This window comes from Salmonella sp. WC3 (assembly GCF_042932255.1).
GTDB lineage: Bacteria > Pseudomonadota > Gammaproteobacteria > Enterobacterales > Enterobacteriaceae > Salmonella > Salmonella enterica.
Genome location: NZ_CP170629.1, coordinates 298,661 through 313,974 on the forward strand (window position 1 = coordinate 298,661; position 15,314 = coordinate 313,974).

Consider the following 15,314-nt stretch of genomic DNA (forward strand, 5'->3'; position numbering starts at 1 on the left):
AACCCGGCGACACGACGCCGCCGGGCGGGAGAAGATTAGTTTTTACGCAGCAAACGTAGCGCGTTGGCGGTCACCAATACCGTGGCTCCCGTATCCGCCAGGATTGCCAGCCATAGCCCGGTAAAACCCAGTAGCGTCGTCACCAGGAAAATAGCTTTCAGCCCCAGCGCAATGGTGATGTTCTGCCGGATATTCGCGTGGGTAGCGCGCGCCAGCGTAATCATCTGCGCTAACCCGCGCAGACGGTTATGAGTAAGGGCGGCGTCAGCCGTTTCCAGCGCGACGTCAGTACCGCTGCCCATCGCAATTCCGATACTGGCGGCTTTCATCGCGGGCGCATCATTAATGCCGTCGCCCACCATCGCCAGCGGCGCTTGTTGGTTAAGGGCGGTGACTGCCCGCACCTTGTCTTCCGGCAGTAGTCCGGCTTTAAACGCCAGATCCAGCTCGCCGGCAATCGCTGCCGCCGCCCGTGGGTTATCGCCGGTCAGAATCACGCCGTTAACACCTAACTGATGCAGTTCGCGGATGGCGTCGCGCGCATCGTCACGCAACGTATCCTGGAGGGCGAGGACGCCAACAACGGTCTCGTTACGCAGCACCAGAACCACCGTCTGCCCGGCGTTTTCCAGTTCGCTAATTTGCCCGGCAAACGCTGCCGTAGGCTGTTTTCCCGCCGCGCAAATCAGAATACGTTCGCCGTTAACCTGCGCTTCAATTCCGGTGCCGGCCAGCGTTCGCTGCGATTCCGCCGTCGGGATCGCCAGATCGCGTGTCTGCGCTTCGCGGACAATAGCCTGCGCCAGCGGGTGCGTAGCGCCTTGTTCTACGGCTGCCGCCAGCGCCAACAGTTCAGCCTCGCTGATACCGCTTGCCGGATGAATCGCCGTCACCCGTGGTTTACCAATGGTCAACGTACCGGTTTTATCAAAGGCGACCTGCGTGATACGGCCCAGTTGCTCCAGCGCTGCGCCGCCTTTAATCAATGCGCCGCGCCGTGCCGCCGCCGCCAGCCCGGAGGTAATGGCCGCGGGCGTGGAGATCACCAGCGCGCACGGGCAACCGATGAGCAGCAGCGTCAGCCCTTTATAAATCCACTCCTGCCAGCCGCCCTCGAACATCAGCGGCGGAATAAGCGTCACCAGCAGCGCGATGACCATAATGACTGGCGTATAGATGCGGCTGAAACGGTCAATAAACCGCTCAATGGGCGCACGGCGCTCTTCCGCCTCTTCAATCAGCGTCAGGATACGGTCAATCGCGCTGGCGCCAGGTTCAGATAGCACCTCCAGGGTGACGAGACGGTCAACGCTGGTCGCGCCTGCCGGGACTTTGTCGCCCGTTGCGCGCTCCACCGGGATAGACTCGCCGGTGAGCGCGCTTTCATCAAAGCTGGCGAAACCGGAAACCAGTTTACCGTCGGCGGGTAAACGCCCCCCGGCGGCGACTTCGATAATATCGCCCGGTCGCAGGGTATTAATAGCGACCTCTTCCCGTACGCCGTCGCGCAGACGGGTCGCCGTTTCCGGTTTAAGCGCCATTAACGCGCCGACGCCTTTACGGGCGCGGCTGGCGGCCCATCCTTCCAGGCGCTCGCCGATGAGGAACAGCAGCAATACCATTGCCGCCTCCGCCGTCGCGCCAATAAACAGCGCGCCAATGGCGGCGACGCTCATCAGCGTTTCAATAGCGAACCAACTGCCGCTTTTCATCAGCCGCAGCGCCTGGCGGGCAATAGGATACAGACCGACCAGGGTGGTGGCGATAAAGGCCAGTTGGCCGAACGGGTGGTTAAATTGCTCCAGCCCCCAGCTTATCGCCATCATAATGATCAGCGTAATAAGCGGCAGGTTCTCTTTAAGACGAGATTCAGGCGCGGCGTCGCGCGAATCTTCGCTACGCAAGGTATAACCCGCCTTCTGTACGGCGCGTTCAATTTGCGCGCGGAGGTCGGCGTCGGCATCGACCACTAACTTTTCGGTGGCGAACAGCACTTGCGCCTGGTTGACGCCGCGAATTTGGCGGACCGCATTCTCCACTTTTCGGGCGCAGGCGGCGCAGTCCATGCCGGAGATTTTCCAGGTATAGCGCGTGCCTGCCACGGCAGTAGAAACAGGCGCGCTGGACGCGCAATGTTCTTCGCAGCAGCAGCTATCGGCCTTCTGTATCGCCGGGGCTAATCTGAAGGAGGTAAAGGGCGGGACTTTTTTGCCATCGGTATCAGGGGTCGACATAACGTCCTCCGGTTGATGATAATTTTCTCATTAACCGGAGGATACACTCTGGAGTCGACTCCAGAGTCAAGCGCTATTATTTACAGGTACAGCGAGCGAACAATCAGGAAGTGTCCGGCAAAGTAGCAGGCGGCGGCAATCGCGTTATCCGCCCGGAAACGGCGGCGGTAATGGCTACCCAGCCAGACGATATTGCCGATAAACAGCAGCGTCGCGCCGGTAAAGGCCGAAAGGGCTGGCGCCGTTGGGCGGAAGAACCACAGTTCGCCCGCCAGCCAGACCATGACCAGAGTCATGGCGATAAAAGTACATACCGGCCAGCGTAGCTCCTCCAGTCGCGTCCAGATAACGGCGATAAGCAACGCGCCGACTATCAGTAACGCCACCGGCAGCGGCCAGAAGAACGACAACGTCATTTGGCTGGCAAAATAAATGGTGTAGAGCAGATGCGATAAGAAAAATGCCCCGACGGCGTACAGCAGGCGTTGACGCGGCAAGAGCGTTAACGCATCGCCGACCAGCGAGGCGCACAGTCCGGCCAACACAAGATAACTGATGGCGTCAAACATCGGCGCTTGCCAGGCCAGTAACAGCAATAGTAATAACGTGACGGGCTTAAAAACCCAGCGTTGCCAGGCTGGCCCGCGATAGGAGGCGTCCACATACAGCCATGCGGACAGACAGACAGCGATAAACGACCAAAGCATCTTAATTCCTTGAATTCGTTATTTTTTCGCAAACGGTATGCTTGCGGCTCTATTATTCAGTGTAGAGGCCGTGACGGTCAGATGACAACACTATAACGGGCAGGGTATGCTTATTTCCGCATTTTCTGACAGGTTAACAGTATGAGTAAGCCACCGCTTTTCTTCATTATAATCATCGCATTAATCGTAGTTGCCGCGTCGTTTCGCTTCGTTCAGCAACGGCGGGAAAAAGCCGCTAATGAGGCGGCGCCGTTACAGCAAAATCAGGTCGTGGTCAGCAATAAACGGGAGAAGCCGGTTAACGACCGACGCTCTCGCCAGCAGGAAGTGATCCCGGCGGGAACCAGTATGCGCTATGAGGCAAGTTTTAAGCCGCTCAATGGCGGTCTGGAAAAAACGTTCCGTTTACAAGCGCAGCAGTACCACGCTTTGACGGTGGGCGAACAAGGTACGCTGAGCTATAAGGGAACGCGGTTCGTCGGGTTTGTTAGCCGTACCCCGGATAACGAATGAACCGTCATCCGGCAGCAAACGTTATTTTTTGTTCTTAAACTTCTTCTGCCAGACCAGCAGCTCAAACACGCCGAACAGGAAAATGCGGATTTTTTCTCCCGTCGTCATCTGCGGACCCTCTTTCGGTATCGTTGATTTCAGCAGCGCCAGTTGCATACCGTGCATCAGCGCCATGAACACCAACGCCACGTTGACGAAGATATTGAGTGGGCGCGGGAAGGGATGCACCAGATTAAGAATCAAAAATGCCCACACGAAGAGCATTAATAAGCGGCCCAGATTAATCAACATCATTTTCTCCTTGCGCGTCGCGCTGATACAGACGATAAGCGACCTGTCCGGCCACCTTTTCTCGATACAATGCCCAGTTCGCCGGAACGGGCGGCAGACCGTTTTCCACCTCGCTTTCTACGTAGATTAGCGCGTCGTCGGCCAGCCATCCCTGGGTTTCCAGCAATTGTAACGTCTCTTCCAGCAGCCCTTTACGAAACGGCGGGTCGACAAAGACGACGTGATGCGGCGTTCCCGGCTGGCTGAGGAAGGCCAGAGTATTGGTATTGACGACGCGAGCATTGTTGGCTTTCAGCGTCGCCAGATTTTTTTGCAACTGCTGCGATACGGCGCGATCCATTTCCAGTAACGTTGCCTGGGCCGCATAACGTGATAGCGCTTCCAGACCCAGCGCGCCGCTGCCGGCAAAGCAATCCAGACAGTGGGCGTCTACCATTACCGGAGCCAGCCAGTTAAATAACGTTTCGCGCACGCGATCGGTGGTGGGACGCAGACCCGGGCTGTCCGGAACCGGTAATTTACGGCCACGCCATTGCCCGCCAATAATGCGGATTTGGCCGCTGCCAGAGTGAGTCGGTTTTTTCATTTCTCTTGCTCGAACCGCCTGTTGCAAGTTATTCCAGGCGGTGATGTGAATTAAGTTAAGTGATAGACTATTTCATCATTTTTTTAGCTTCCATGTATATAGCGCCGCGAGGGGTGTAGTCGCAGATGGCAAAACAGAAAAAACGTGGCTTCTTTTCCTGGTTGGGCTTCGGTGATAAAGAGCAGAAGCAGGAACAGACCGAAGAACAGCAGATTGTTGAGGAACAACGACCGGTTGAGCCCCCTGTTGAAACGGCGGCAGACGTAGACGCGCAAACGCCCGCGCACAGCAAAGCAGAAACAGAAGCCTTTGCGGAAGAGGTGGTGGACGTTACTGAGAAAGTTCAGGAGAGCGAAAAACCGCAGCCGGTAGAGCCGGAGCCCGCGACGGCCATTGAGACGGCAGCGCCGCAGATCGCGGTGGAACGCGAGGAATTGCCGCTGCCGGAAGAGGTCAAAGACGAGGCTATCTCGCCGGAAGAGTGGCAGGCCGAAGCGGAAACCGTAGAGGTCATTGCCGCGGTAGAAGAAGAGGGCGAAAACGCGGCGAAATTCACCGACGAAGAGCTGGAAGCGCAGGCGCTGGCCGCTCAGGCGGCGGAAGAGGCGGTGATGGTTGTTCCGCCGGCGGAAGAAGACGCGCCGGTGGAAGCGATCGTTCAGGAGCAGGAAAAACCGACTAAAGAAGGTTTCTTTGCCCGCCTGAAACGCAGTCTGCTGAAAACCAAAGAAAATCTCGGTTCCGGATTTATCAGTCTGTTCCGCGGCAAGAAAATCGACGATGATTTGTTCGAGGAGCTGGAAGAGCAGTTGCTCATCGCTGATGTCGGGGTGGAAACCACGCGTAAGATTATCGCTAATCTGACGGAAGGCGCCAGCCGCAAACAGCTTAAAGATGCCGAGGCGCTGTATGGTCTGTTGAAAGACGAGATGGGCGAGATTCTGGCGAAGGTAGACGAACCGCTTAATATTGAAGGTAAAACGCCTTTTGTTATTCTGATGGTTGGCGTGAACGGCGTGGGTAAAACCACCACTATCGGTAAACTGGCGCGCCAGTTTGAGCAGCAGGGTAAATCAGTGATGCTGGCGGCGGGGGATACTTTCCGCGCGGCGGCGGTCGAACAGCTACAGGTCTGGGGACAGCGTAACAACATTCCGGTTATCGCCCAGCATACCGGCGCGGACTCCGCCTCGGTGATTTTTGACGCTATCCAGGCCGCGAAGGCGCGTAATGTGGATGTGTTAATTGCCGATACGGCAGGGCGTCTGCAGAACAAGTCGCACCTGATGGAAGAGCTGAAAAAAATCGTTCGCGTCATGAAAAAGCTGGACGAAGAAGCGCCACATGAAGTTATGCTGACCATTGACGCCAGCACCGGACAGAACGCGGTAAGCCAGGCCAAACTGTTCCATGAAGCGGTAGGCTTAACCGGTATTACCCTGACCAAGCTGGACGGTACGGCGAAAGGCGGGGTGATTTTCTCGGTAGCTGACCAGTTTGGCATTCCTATCCGTTACATTGGCGTGGGCGAACGTATCGAGGATTTGCGTCCGTTTAAGGCGGACGATTTTATTGAGGCACTTTTTGCCCGAGAGGATTAACAATGATTCGCTTTGAACATGTCAGCAAGGCCTATCTCGGCGGGAGACAAGCGCTGCAGGGAGTGACATTCCATATGCGGCCAGGCGAGATGGCGTTTCTGACCGGCCACTCCGGCGCGGGGAAAAGTACCCTGCTGAAGCTAATCTGTGGGATTGAGCGGCCCAGCGCCGGCAAAATCTTCTTCAGCGGGCATGATATTACGCGCCTGAAAAACCGCGAAGTGCCGTTTTTGCGCCGCCAGATTGGGATGATTTTCCAGGATCACCATCTGCTGATGGATCGCACGGTCTATGACAATGTGGCGATACCGTTAATCATTGCCGGCGCCAGCGGCGATGATATCCGTCGTCGTGTGTCGGCGGCGCTGGATAAGGTTGGACTACTGGACAAAGCGAGAAACTTCCCTATTCAACTCTCCGGAGGCGAACAACAGCGCGTGGGCATCGCCCGCGCGGTGGTCAATAAGCCAGCGGTATTGCTGGCGGATGAACCGACCGGGAACCTGGACGACGCGTTGTCGGAAGGGATTTTACGTCTGTTTGAAGAGTTTAACCGCGTAGGGGTGACGGTACTGATGGCGACGCACGATATTGGACTTATCTCCCGTCGTTCCTATAGGCAGCTCGTCCTGAGCGATGGACATCTGCATGGAGGCCTGGCCAATGAATAGGCGCGACGCGATTAACCAAATCAGGCAGTTCGGCGGACGGCTGGATCGACTGCGTAAGTCTCGCGGCGGAACAGGCGGCGGGCGCAACGCGCCAGGACGCCAGAAGCCGACACCGAAACCGAACTCACGTAAAACGAATGTCTTTAATGAACAGGTGCGCTATGCCTGGCACGGCGCGCTGCAAGATCTGAAAAGCAAACCGCTGGCGACGTTTCTGACGGTGATGGTGATCGCCATCTCCCTGACGCTGCCCAGCGTCTGTTACATGGTCTATAAGAACGTCAACCAGGCGGCGACTCAGTATTATCCGTCGCCGCAGATCACCGTTTATCTGCAAAAAACGCTGGATGATGACGCGGCGGCGCGGGTTGTTGGGCAGCTTCAGGCCGAGCAGGGCGTTGAGAAGGTCAACTACCTGTCCCGTGAGGACGCGCTGGGAGAATTCCGCAACTGGTCGGGTTTTGGCGGCGCGCTGGACATGCTGGAAGAGAACCCGCTGCCGGCGGTAGCGGTGGTGATCCCCAAGCTGGACTTCCAGAGTACCGCCTCGCTTAATACGCTGCGCGACCGTATCTCGCAGATTAACGGCATTGACGAAGTCCGCATGGATGATAGCTGGTTTGCGCGCCTGGCGGCGCTCACCGGGCTGGTGGGCCGCGTGTCGGCGATGATCGGCGTGCTGATGGTCGCGGCGGTCTTCCTCGTTATCGGCAACAGCGTGCGCCTGAGCATTTTTGCCCGTCGCGATACCATTAACGTGCAAAAGCTGATTGGCGCGACCGATGGCTTTATCCTGCGTCCGTTCCTCTACGGCGGCGCGTTGCTCGGTTTTTCCGGCGCGTTTCTTTCACTGATATTGTCTGAAATTTTGGTGATGCGTTTATCATCGGCGGTGACTGAAGTGGCGCAGGTCTTCGGCACGAAGTTTGATCTCAACGGTTTATCGTTCGATGAGTGCCTGTTGCTGCTGCTGGTCTGTTCCATGATTGGCTGGATCGCCGCCTGGCTGGCCACGGTGCAACATTTACGTCACTTTACTCCCGATTGATAAAATCGTGGTATAATCTTTCCCTGCAATGGGCTTCCGTTCGCAGGGAAAGAGTCCCTGTTGTCTCTTCCCCGCGCGTCATCTTTATGTCACAAGATTTGTGCAAATTATGCACAGTGTTACATTGAACTTGTGGATAAAATCACTGTCTGATAAAAGAGTGGGTGATATTCTCGTTGCTCATCGGCTTTGGCACGGTTGTTGCTCGCTGACGGTGCCAGGCAATACTGATTGAGAGGATTTGAATGACCAAAGAAATGCAAAATTTAGCTTTAGCCCCTGTTGGCAACCTGGAATCTTATATCCGGGCGGCGAACGCGTGGCCGATGTTATCGGCTGACGAGGAGCGGGCATTGGCTGAAAGGCTGCATTACCAGGGCGATCTGGAAGCAGCTAAAACGCTGATCCTGTCTCACCTGCGCTTTGTTGTTCATATTGCTCGTAACTATGCGGGCTATGGTCTGCCGCAGGCGGATTTGATCCAGGAAGGCAACATCGGCCTGATGAAAGCCGTACGTCGTTTTAACCCGGAAGTAGGCGTGCGCCTGGTTTCCTTCGCCGTACACTGGATTAAAGCAGAAATTCACGAATACGTGCTGCGTAACTGGCGTATCGTTAAAGTCGCAACCACGAAAGCGCAGCGTAAGCTGTTCTTTAATCTGCGTAAAACCAAGCAGCGTCTGGGCTGGTTTAATCAGGATGAGGTTGAAATGGTGGCGCGCGAACTGGGTGTTTCCAGTAAAGACGTGCGTGAGATGGAGTCGCGTATGGCGGCGCAGGACATGACGTTTGACATGTCTTCGGACGATGAGTCCGACAGCCAGCCAATGGCGCCGGTGCTGTATCTGCAGGATAAATCGTCTAACTTTGCCGACGGCATTGAAGACGATAACTGGGAAGAGCAGGCCGCCAACCGACTGACCGACGCGATGCAGGGGCTCGACGAGCGTAGCCAGGATATTATCCGCGCTCGCTGGCTGGACGAAGACAATAAGTCTACGTTGCAGGAGCTGGCCGATCGTTACGGCGTCTCCGCTGAGCGTGTGCGCCAGCTTGAAAAGAACGCCATGAAAAAGCTTCGCGCTGCGATCGAAGCGTAATCTTCGCGAATTGCCAATGAACCCTCGAATGTGAATTCGGGGGTTTTGTTTTTTGTAGGCCGGATAAGGCGTTTACCCTGCCATCCGGCAACACGTTTGCCCGATGGCACTTCGCTTATCGGGCCTACGGGCCCTTCCTCTCCCCCACCGACACAAATCTGTTATCTGGATGTAAATTTAGCTATTCCAAAATAATAAAAATCGGGTATGTTTTAGCAGAGTATGCTGCTAAAGCACGGGTAGCTAGCCAATAATCGAAATAAAGTGCTGAACAATAACACCACAACACACGTAACAACCAGAATAATGGGGATTATCAGGATGAATATGAAGGGTAAAACGTTATTGGCAGGATGTATCGCCCTGTCATTAAGCCATATGGCATTCGCAGAGGACATTAAAGTCGCGGTTGTCGGCGCGATGTCCGGTCCGGTGGCGCAGTATGGCGACCAGGAATTTACCGGTGCGGAGCAGGCAATTGCCGATATCAATGCGAAAGGCGGTATTAAAGGCGATAAGCTCGTCGCGGTGAAATATGACGACGCCTGCGACCCGAAACAGGCGGTAGCTGTCGCTAACAAAGTGGTGAACGACGGCATCAAGTATGTTATCGGACACTTATGCTCCTCTTCCACACAGCCAGCCTCTGATATCTACGAAGACGAAGGTATCCTGATGATAACCCCGGCGGCGACCGCGCCGGAGCTGACCGCACGCGGCTATAAGCTGGTTTTGCGCACCACCGGTCTGGACTCTGACCAGGGGCCAACGGCGGCAAAGTATATTCTGGAGAAGGTAAAACCGCAGCGCATCGCGATTATCCACGATAAGCAGCAGTACGGCGAAGGGCTGGCGCGCGCGGTGCAGGACGGTCTGAAGAAAGGCGGCGTTAACGTCGTATTCTTTGACGGCATCACCGCCGGCGAAAAAGATTTCTCCACTCTGGTAGCGCGTCTGAAAAAAGAGAATATCGACTTTGTCTACTACGGCGGTTATCACCCGGAAATGGGGCAGATCCTGCGTCAGTCTCGCGCCGCAGGGCTGAAAACCCAGTTTATGGGGCCGGAAGGGGTGGCGAACGTGTCGCTGTCTAACATCGCCGGAGAGTCGGCGGAAGGCTTACTGGTCACCAAACCGAAGAACTACGATCAGGTGCCAGCGAACAAACCGATTGTGGATGCCATCAAAGCCAAGAAACAAGATCCTAGCGGCGCATTCGTGTGGACCACCTACGCCGCGCTGCAATCGTTGCAGGCGGGGCTGAACCACTCCGACGATCCGGCGGAAATCGCCAAATACCTGAAAGGCGCCACGGTCGACACCGTAATGGGACCGCTGTCGTGGGATGAGAAAGGCGATCTGAAAGGATTTGAGTTCGGCGTGTTTGACTGGCATGCGAATGGTACGGCGACAGACGCTAAGTGATTTTCTGGCGCCTTTCGCGCTGCAGGTGAGTTGGCTACGTTATTCAACCCCGGTCACTTACTTATGTAAGCTCCCGGGGATTTCATAACTTGCCGCCTGCCTGCAACGCGAAATTCTTGGAAAATTGCGAGGTGGTTTTTATCTTTTCTCCCGGCATGTAGGCCGGATAAGCGTCAGCGCCATCCGGCTTTCTTTTAGCGCTTCTCCCAGCCGTCATGCTGGGCGGTAAAACCTAACGCCTGCATAAACGCGGCCATCACGCTGCGGTCTTCAACACCGACATCCGCCATCCACCACGACGAGACGTTGGGATTATCGCGGATGACTTCTTCTACCAGGTATTGCCCGACGCCGCGGCGACGGGTGATTTCACGCACGCGTAAGGAATCCAGCGCGCCCTGCGTTCCGCTCAGCGTCACTCTTACGGCGCCCAACAAACGCTCATTAAACCGCGCGGCATAAATCCGGTGCGTTTCATCTACGCTTAATGAGGAGGCGGAATATTCCGGCCAGATTTTGCCCAGATCGATCTGATCCTGAGCGCTAAAGTGTTCTAAACGAAGAATGGTCAGCTTCATCGACGGCTTGTCCCGATTTCAAAAGATGCGATCAGTGTACCGAAACAGGCAGGCCAGATGCTTTCTCTTTTTTGTGTCATTTACCAGGTTATTAATTTTTTAACAACGATAATTACAGTTTGAAGCATTAGAGAATGGAAAACAGGCAGCATAATTCCCTGAATGCTAGTGAATTATTCCGCTTAATATGCCGTTATTTTATGCTGACAAGCATGCTTTTTTTTGTTTATCTATAGCGAAAAGCAGAATATTATCTTTTCTTAATAGACTGAAAAATAGAGATTTTAATCTTATTATGCTTTAAATGCTGCGCTAACTCATTAATGAGTCAGTAAAAAGCGCACCATTTATAAAAAGTACAGTCTGCTTTTTAACCAGCAAAAAACAAAACATATAACATCACGAATGGGGATACAGGCACATGAAACGGAAAGCGAAAACAATAATCGCAGGGATTGTTGCATTAGCAGTCTCGCAGGGGGCAATGGCAGATGATATTAAAGTCGCCATAGTCGGGGCGATGTCCGGCCCGGTAGCGCAATGGGGCGATATGGAATTTAACGGCGCGCGCCAGGCCATTAAAGACATCAACGCGAAAGGCGGGATTAAAGGCGATAAGCTGGTCGGCGTAGAGTACGATGATGCCTGCGATCCAAAACAGGCGGTGGCGGTGGCCAACAAAATCGTTAACGACGGTATTCAGTACGTTATTGGTCACTTGTGTTCTTCTTCTACTCAGCCAGCATCCGATATCTATGAAGATGAAGGTATTCTGATGATCTCCCCGGGGGCGACTAACCCGGAGCTGACCCAGCGCGGCTATCAGTACATTATGCGTACCGCCGGCCTGGACTCCTCCCAGGGGCCAACGGCCGCGAAATACATCCTGGAAACGGTGAAACCGCAGCGCATCGCTATCATTCACGATAAACAGCAATACGGCGAAGGACTGGCGCGCTCCGTGCAGGATGGCCTGAAGCAGGGCAATGCCAATATTGTCTTTTTTGATGGTATTACCGCTGGCGAAAAAGATTTCTCCGCCCTGATTGCCCGCTTGCAAAAAGAGAATATCGACTTTGTGTATTACGGCGGCTACTACCCGGAAATGGGGCAGATGCTACGCCAGGCGCGGGCTAATGGCCTGAAAACGCAATTTATGGGGCCGGAAGGCGTAGGTAACGCGTCGCTGTCCAATATTGCGGGCGGTGCGGCGGAAGGCATGTTGGTGACGATGCCAAAACGTTATGACCAGGACCCGGCGAATAAAGCGATTGTCGAAGCGCTGAAAGCCGACAAGAAAGATCCCAGCGGTCCGTACGTCTGGATCACCTACGCCGCCGTCCAGTCACTGGCGACCGCAATGACGCGTAGCGCCAGCCATGCTCCGCTGGATCTGGTGAAAGATCTTAAAGCTAACGGGGCTGATACCGTTATTGGGCCGCTGAAATGGGATGAAAAAGGCGATCTTAAGGGATTTGAATTTGGCGTCTTCCAGTGGCACGCCGACGGCTCGTCAACCGTCGCGAAGTAATGCCAGAAGATAAGTTATCCCACCGCCCGCACGCCGGGCGGGTTTAAAAAGGTTACCTTATGTCCGAGCAGTTTCTCTATTTCTTGCAGCAGATGTTTAACGGCGTCACGCTGGGGAGCACCTACGCGCTGATTGCTATCGGTTATACGATGGTGTACGGCATTATCGGCATGATCAACTTCGCTCATGGCGAGGTGTATATGATCGGCAGCTACGTCTCTTTTATGATCATCGCCGCGCTAATGATGATGGGAATAGACACCAGTTGGCTCCTGGTGGCCGCTGGATTTATCGGCGCGATTATTATTGCCAGCGCCTACGGCTGGAGTATCGAGCGAGTCGCTTACCGGCCCGTGCGCAACTCCAAGCGCCTGATTGCCCTGATTTCCGCCATCGGGATGTCCATCTTCCTGCAAAACTACGTCAGCCTGACGGAAGGTTCGCGCGACGTGGCGTTACCCAGCCTGTTTAACGGCCAGTGGATTGTGGGCAGCAGCGAAAACTTTTCCGCGTCCATCACCACCATGCAGGCGGTTATCTGGATAGTCACCTTTCTGGCTATGCTGGCGCTCACCATTTTCATTCGCTACTCCCGGATGGGCCGCGCCTGCCGCGCCTGCGCGGAGGATCTGAAAATGGCCAGCCTGCTCGGCATTAATACCGACCGCGTCATTGCGCTAACGTTTGTTATCGGCGCGGCAATGGCGGCGGTGGCGGGCGTGCTGCTCGGTCAGTTCTATGGCGTAATTAACCCCTACATCGGTTTTATGGCCGGGATGAAAGCGTTCACCGCGGCGGTGCTGGGCGGGATTGGCAGCATTCCGGGCGCGATGATCGGCGGTCTGATTTTGGGCGTCGCCGAAGCGCTCTCGTCTGCATATTTAAGTACCGAATATAAAGATGTCGTATCGTTCGCTCTGCTGATTCTGGTACTGCTGGTGATGCCGACCGGTATCCTGGGGCGTCCGGAGGTAGAGAAAGTATGAAACCGATGCATATTGCGATGGCTCTGTTCTCTGCGGCGATGTTCTTCGTTCTGGCTGGCGTCTTCATGGGCGTACAACTGGAGCTGGACGGCACCAAACTGGTGGTGGATACCGCCGCCGACATCCGCTGGCAGTGGATCTTTATCGGTACGGCAGTGGTTTTTTTCTTTCAGTTGCTGCGTCCGATGTTCCAGAAAGCGGTGAAGCACGTCTCCGGACCGAAGTTTATTCTGCCGGCGATCGATGGCTCTACCGTTAAGCAAAAGCTGTTTCTGATGGCGCTGCTGGTTATCGCCGTGGCATGGCCGTTTATGGTGTCGCGCGGTAGCGTCGATATCGCCACCATGACCATGATTTATATCATCCTCGGTCTGGGGCTGAACGTGGTGGTGGGGCTGTCCGGTCTGCTGGTATTGGGCTACGGCGGCTTTTACGCCATCGGCGCTTATACCTTTGCGCTGCTCAACCACTATTATGGTTTGGGTTTCTGGACCTGCCTGCCGCTGGCGGGACTGGTCTCCGCCGCTGCTGGTTTCCTGCTCGGCTTCCCGGTACTGCGTCTGCGCGGCGACTATCTGGCGATTGTGACGCTCGGCTTCGGCGAAATCGTCCGTATCCTGCTGCTCAACAACACGGAAATTACCGGCGGCCCGAACGGTATCAGCCAGATCCCCAAACCGACGCTATTTGGTCTGGAGTTTAGCCGCAACACCCGAGAAGGCGGCTGGGATACCTTCAGCAATTTCTTTGGCGTGAAGTACGACCCATCCGACCGGGTCATTTTCCTCTATCTGGTGGCCCTGTTGCTGGTGGTCCTGTCGCTGTTTGTCATTAACCGCCTGCTGCGTATGCCGTTGGGCCGGGCGTGGGAAGCGTTGCGTGAAGATGAGATCGCCTGTCGCTCATTAGGTTTAAGCCCGACGCGCATCAAGCTGACCGCTTTTACTATCAGCGCCGCGTTTGCCGGTTTCGCCGGGACGTTGTTTGCCGCCCGCCAGGGCTTTGTCAGCCCGGAATCCTTCACCTTCGCCGAATCCGCCTTCGTGCTGGCGATTGTGGTGCTGGGCGGAATGGGCTCGCAGTTTGCGGTGATCCTGGCGGCGGTTCTGCTGGTGGTGTCGCGCGAATTGATGCGCGACTTCAACGAATACAGCATGTTGATGCTCGGCGGTTTGATGGTGTTGATGATGATCTGGCGCCCGCAGGGATTGCTGCCGATGACGCGTCCGCAGTTGAAGCTGAAAAGTGGTCAGGCGAAAGGAGAGCAGGCATGAGTCAGCCATTATTAGCGGTTAACGGCCTGATGATGCGCTTTGGCGGTTTGCTGGCGGTCAACAATGTATCGCTGGAATTGCGTGAGCGGGAAATTGTGTCGCTGATTGGCCCTAACGGCGCGGGTAAAACGACGGTGTTTAACTGCCTGACCGGTTTTTATAAGCCGACAGGCGGTACGATCATGTTGCGCGAGCGGCATCTGGAAGGATTGCCGGGCCAGCAGATCGCCCGCATGGGCGTGGTACGTACTTTCCAGCATGTGCGCCTGTTTCGCGAAATGACGGTGATTGAAAACCTGCTAGTGGCGCAGCACCAGCAACTGAAAACGGGCCTCTTTTCTGGCCTGTTGAAAACGCCCGCTTTCCGCCGCGCGCAAAGCGAAGCGCTGGACCAGACCGCGCGGCGACCTGGCTTGAGCGTATTGGCCTGCTGGAACATGCCAACCGCCAGGCCAGTAATCTGGCCTACGGCGACCAGCGCCGGCTGGAGATTGCCCGCTGCATGGTGACGCAGCCAGAAATTCTGATGCTCGACGAACCGGCGGCCGGCCTTAACCCGAAAGAGACCAAAGAGCTGGATGAGCTGATTGCCGAACTACGTAACCATCACAACACTACTATCTTGCTGATTGAACACGATATGAAGCTGGTGATGGGCATTTCCGATCGCATTTACGTGGTGAACCAGGGCACGCCGCTGGCGAACGGCACGCCGGAAGAGATCCGCAACAACCCGGACGTCATCCGCGCTTATCTGGGTGAGGCATAA

Annotated in this window: 15 protein-coding genes and 1 pseudogene; 10 read left to right on the forward strand and 6 right to left on the reverse strand. The window is 55.4% G+C overall.

Features of this window, described 5'->3' with window-relative positions; genetic code table 11:
* Nucleotides 1-35: 35 nt before the first annotated feature.
* Both zntA and ACFK9X_RS01370 read right to left on the reverse strand, forming a co-directional pair.
* Nucleotides 36-2,234: a Zn(II)/Cd(II)/Pb(II) translocating P-type ATPase ZntA gene (zntA, locus tag ACFK9X_RS01365; protein ID WP_151115320.1), complete on the reverse strand. Its 2,199-nt coding sequence runs from the start codon at nucleotides 2,232-2,234 to the stop codon at nucleotides 36-38.
* 80 nt (nucleotides 2,235-2,314) lie between these two features.
* Nucleotides 2,315-2,941 carry a lysoplasmalogenase gene (locus ACFK9X_RS01370; RefSeq protein WP_151115322.1) on the reverse strand — a complete coding sequence of 209 codons (627 nt, stop codon included), beginning with the start codon at nucleotides 2,939-2,941 and terminating at the stop codon, nucleotides 2,315-2,317.
* A gap of 141 nt (nucleotides 2,942-3,082) precedes the next feature.
* Between ACFK9X_RS01370 and ACFK9X_RS01375 the strand changes: the two genes are divergently transcribed.
* Complete coding sequence (locus tag ACFK9X_RS01375) at nucleotides 3,083-3,454, forward strand: DUF2500 domain-containing protein (protein ID WP_023227421.1); 372 nt, start codon at nucleotides 3,083-3,085, stop codon at nucleotides 3,452-3,454.
* A 21-nt stretch (nucleotides 3,455-3,475) separates the two neighbouring features.
* Here the strand turns inward: ACFK9X_RS01375 and ACFK9X_RS01380 are convergent, their stop codons facing one another.
* Both ACFK9X_RS01380 and rsmD read right to left on the reverse strand, forming a co-directional pair.
* The gene (locus ACFK9X_RS01380) at nucleotides 3,476-3,745 is read right to left on the reverse strand and encodes a DUF1145 family protein (protein WP_000906759.1); all 270 of its coding nucleotides are present in this window, start codon (nucleotides 3,743-3,745) and stop codon (nucleotides 3,476-3,478) included.
* Entirely contained in the window at nucleotides 3,735-4,331 is a 597-nt protein-coding gene (gene rsmD / locus ACFK9X_RS01385) for a 16S rRNA (guanine(966)-N(2))-methyltransferase (RefSeq protein ID WP_000743275.1), read from the reverse strand. Before rsmD ends, ACFK9X_RS01380 begins: the two co-directional genes overlap by 11 nt.
* A gap of 125 nt (nucleotides 4,332-4,456) precedes the next feature.
* Between rsmD and ftsY the strand changes: the two genes are divergently transcribed.
* The 5 genes from ftsY (at nucleotide 4,457) to livJ (ending at nucleotide 10,176) form a co-directional block, all read left to right on the forward strand.
* Nucleotides 4,457-5,932: a signal recognition particle-docking protein FtsY gene (ftsY, locus tag ACFK9X_RS01390; protein ID WP_023219535.1), complete on the forward strand. Its 1,476-nt coding sequence runs from the start codon at nucleotides 4,457-4,459 to the stop codon at nucleotides 5,930-5,932.
* Nucleotides 5,933-5,934: 2 nt separating this feature from the next.
* Nucleotides 5,935-6,603, forward strand: coding sequence for a cell division ATP-binding protein FtsE (gene ftsE, locus ACFK9X_RS01395; RefSeq protein ID WP_000617729.1), 669 nt, complete (start codon nucleotides 5,935-5,937; stop codon nucleotides 6,601-6,603).
* A complete protein-coding gene (gene ftsX, locus ACFK9X_RS01400) occupies nucleotides 6,596-7,651 on the forward strand; it encodes a permease-like cell division protein FtsX (RefSeq protein WP_001081707.1) in 1,056 nt (351 codons plus the stop codon). The genes ftsE and ftsX overlap by 8 nt, the downstream gene beginning before the upstream one ends.
* 245 nt (nucleotides 7,652-7,896) lie before the next feature.
* Nucleotides 7,897-8,751 (forward strand): RNA polymerase sigma factor RpoH, encoded by an 855-nt coding sequence (gene rpoH, locus ACFK9X_RS01405; RefSeq protein ID WP_000159621.1) that lies wholly within the window; start codon nucleotides 7,897-7,899, stop codon nucleotides 8,749-8,751.
* A 321-nt stretch (nucleotides 8,752-9,072) separates the two neighbouring features.
* A complete protein-coding gene (gene livJ / locus ACFK9X_RS01410) occupies nucleotides 9,073-10,176 on the forward strand; it encodes a branched chain amino acid ABC transporter substrate-binding protein LivJ (protein WP_001839269.1) in 1,104 nt (367 codons plus the stop codon).
* An 82-nt stretch (nucleotides 10,177-10,258) separates the two neighbouring features.
* On the opposite strand, the gene ACFK9X_RS01415 is transcribed toward livJ, so the two are convergent.
* Nucleotides 10,259-10,393: a hypothetical protein gene (locus ACFK9X_RS01415; RefSeq protein WP_001517957.1), complete on the reverse strand. Its 135-nt coding sequence runs from the start codon at nucleotides 10,391-10,393 to the stop codon at nucleotides 10,259-10,261.
* Complete coding sequence (panM, locus tag ACFK9X_RS01420) at nucleotides 10,371-10,754, reverse strand: aspartate 1-decarboxylase autocleavage activator PanM (protein ID WP_000778873.1); 384 nt, start codon at nucleotides 10,752-10,754, stop codon at nucleotides 10,371-10,373. Before panM ends, ACFK9X_RS01415 begins: the two co-directional genes overlap by 23 nt.
* 421 nt (nucleotides 10,755-11,175) lie before the next feature.
* Between panM and livK the strand changes: the two genes are divergently transcribed.
* The 4 genes and pseudogenes from livK to livG all read left to right on the forward strand — a co-directional run bounded on the left by livK (nucleotide 11,176) and on the right by livG (nucleotide 15,314).
* Entirely contained in the window at nucleotides 11,176-12,285 is a 1,110-nt protein-coding gene (gene livK, locus ACFK9X_RS01425) for a high-affinity branched-chain amino acid ABC transporter substrate-binding protein LivK (RefSeq protein ID WP_000822976.1), read from the forward strand.
* A 59-nt stretch (nucleotides 12,286-12,344) separates the two neighbouring features.
* Nucleotides 12,345-13,271 carry a high-affinity branched-chain amino acid ABC transporter permease LivH gene (livH, locus tag ACFK9X_RS01430; RefSeq protein WP_000003007.1) on the forward strand — a complete coding sequence of 309 codons (927 nt, stop codon included), beginning with the start codon at nucleotides 12,345-12,347 and terminating at the stop codon, nucleotides 13,269-13,271.
* Nucleotides 13,268-14,545 (forward strand): branched chain amino acid ABC transporter permease LivM, encoded by a 1,278-nt coding sequence (livM, locus tag ACFK9X_RS01435; RefSeq protein WP_000803764.1) that lies wholly within the window; start codon nucleotides 13,268-13,270, stop codon nucleotides 14,543-14,545. Before livH ends, livM begins: the two co-directional genes overlap by 4 nt.
* Nucleotides 14,542-15,314, forward strand: a pseudogene (livG, locus tag ACFK9X_RS01440) (high-affinity branched-chain amino acid ABC transporter ATP-binding protein LivG). Before livM ends, livG begins: the two are co-directional and overlap by 4 nt.

Excerpts from the sequence above, each read along its gene's own strand:
- ACFK9X_RS01380 (WP_000906759.1), bottom strand. The coding sequence starts at position 3,745 with ATGTTGATTAATCTGGGCCGCTTATTAATGCTCTTCGTGTGGGCATTT.
- ACFK9X_RS01375 (WP_023227421.1), top strand. The coding sequence starts at position 3,083 with ATGAGTAAGCCACCGCTTTTCTTCATTATAATCATCGCATTAATCGTA.
- ftsE (WP_000617729.1), top strand. The coding sequence starts at position 5,935 with ATGATTCGCTTTGAACATGTCAGCAAGGCCTATCTCGGCGGGAGACAA.
- livH (WP_000003007.1), top strand. The coding sequence starts at position 12,345 with ATGTCCGAGCAGTTTCTCTATTTCTTGCAGCAGATGTTTAACGGCGTC.
- ACFK9X_RS01370 (WP_151115322.1), bottom strand. The coding sequence starts at position 2,941 with ATGCTTTGGTCGTTTATCGCTGTCTGTCTGTCCGCATGGCTGTATGTG.
- panM (WP_000778873.1), bottom strand. The coding sequence starts at position 10,754 with ATGAAGCTGACCATTCTTCGTTTAGAACACTTTAGCGCTCAGGATCAG.
- rpoH (WP_000159621.1), top strand. The coding sequence starts at position 7,897 with ATGACCAAAGAAATGCAAAATTTAGCTTTAGCCCCTGTTGGCAACCTG.
- ACFK9X_RS01415 (WP_001517957.1), bottom strand. The coding sequence starts at position 10,393 with ATGACGGCTGGGAGAAGCGCTAAAAGAAAGCCGGATGGCGCTGACGCT.
- livK (WP_000822976.1), top strand. The coding sequence starts at position 11,176 with ATGAAACGGAAAGCGAAAACAATAATCGCAGGGATTGTTGCATTAGCA.
- livM (WP_000803764.1), top strand. The coding sequence starts at position 13,268 with ATGAAACCGATGCATATTGCGATGGCTCTGTTCTCTGCGGCGATGTTC.
- ftsX (WP_001081707.1), top strand. The coding sequence starts at position 6,596 with ATGAATAGGCGCGACGCGATTAACCAAATCAGGCAGTTCGGCGGACGG.
- livJ (WP_001839269.1), top strand. The coding sequence starts at position 9,073 with ATGAATATGAAGGGTAAAACGTTATTGGCAGGATGTATCGCCCTGTCA.
- zntA (WP_151115320.1), bottom strand. The coding sequence starts at position 2,234 with ATGTCGACCCCTGATACCGATGGCAAAAAAGTCCCGCCCTTTACCTCC.
- rsmD (WP_000743275.1), bottom strand. The coding sequence starts at position 4,331 with ATGAAAAAACCGACTCACTCTGGCAGCGGCCAAATCCGCATTATTGGC.
- ftsY (WP_023219535.1), top strand. The coding sequence starts at position 4,457 with ATGGCAAAACAGAAAAAACGTGGCTTCTTTTCCTGGTTGGGCTTCGGT.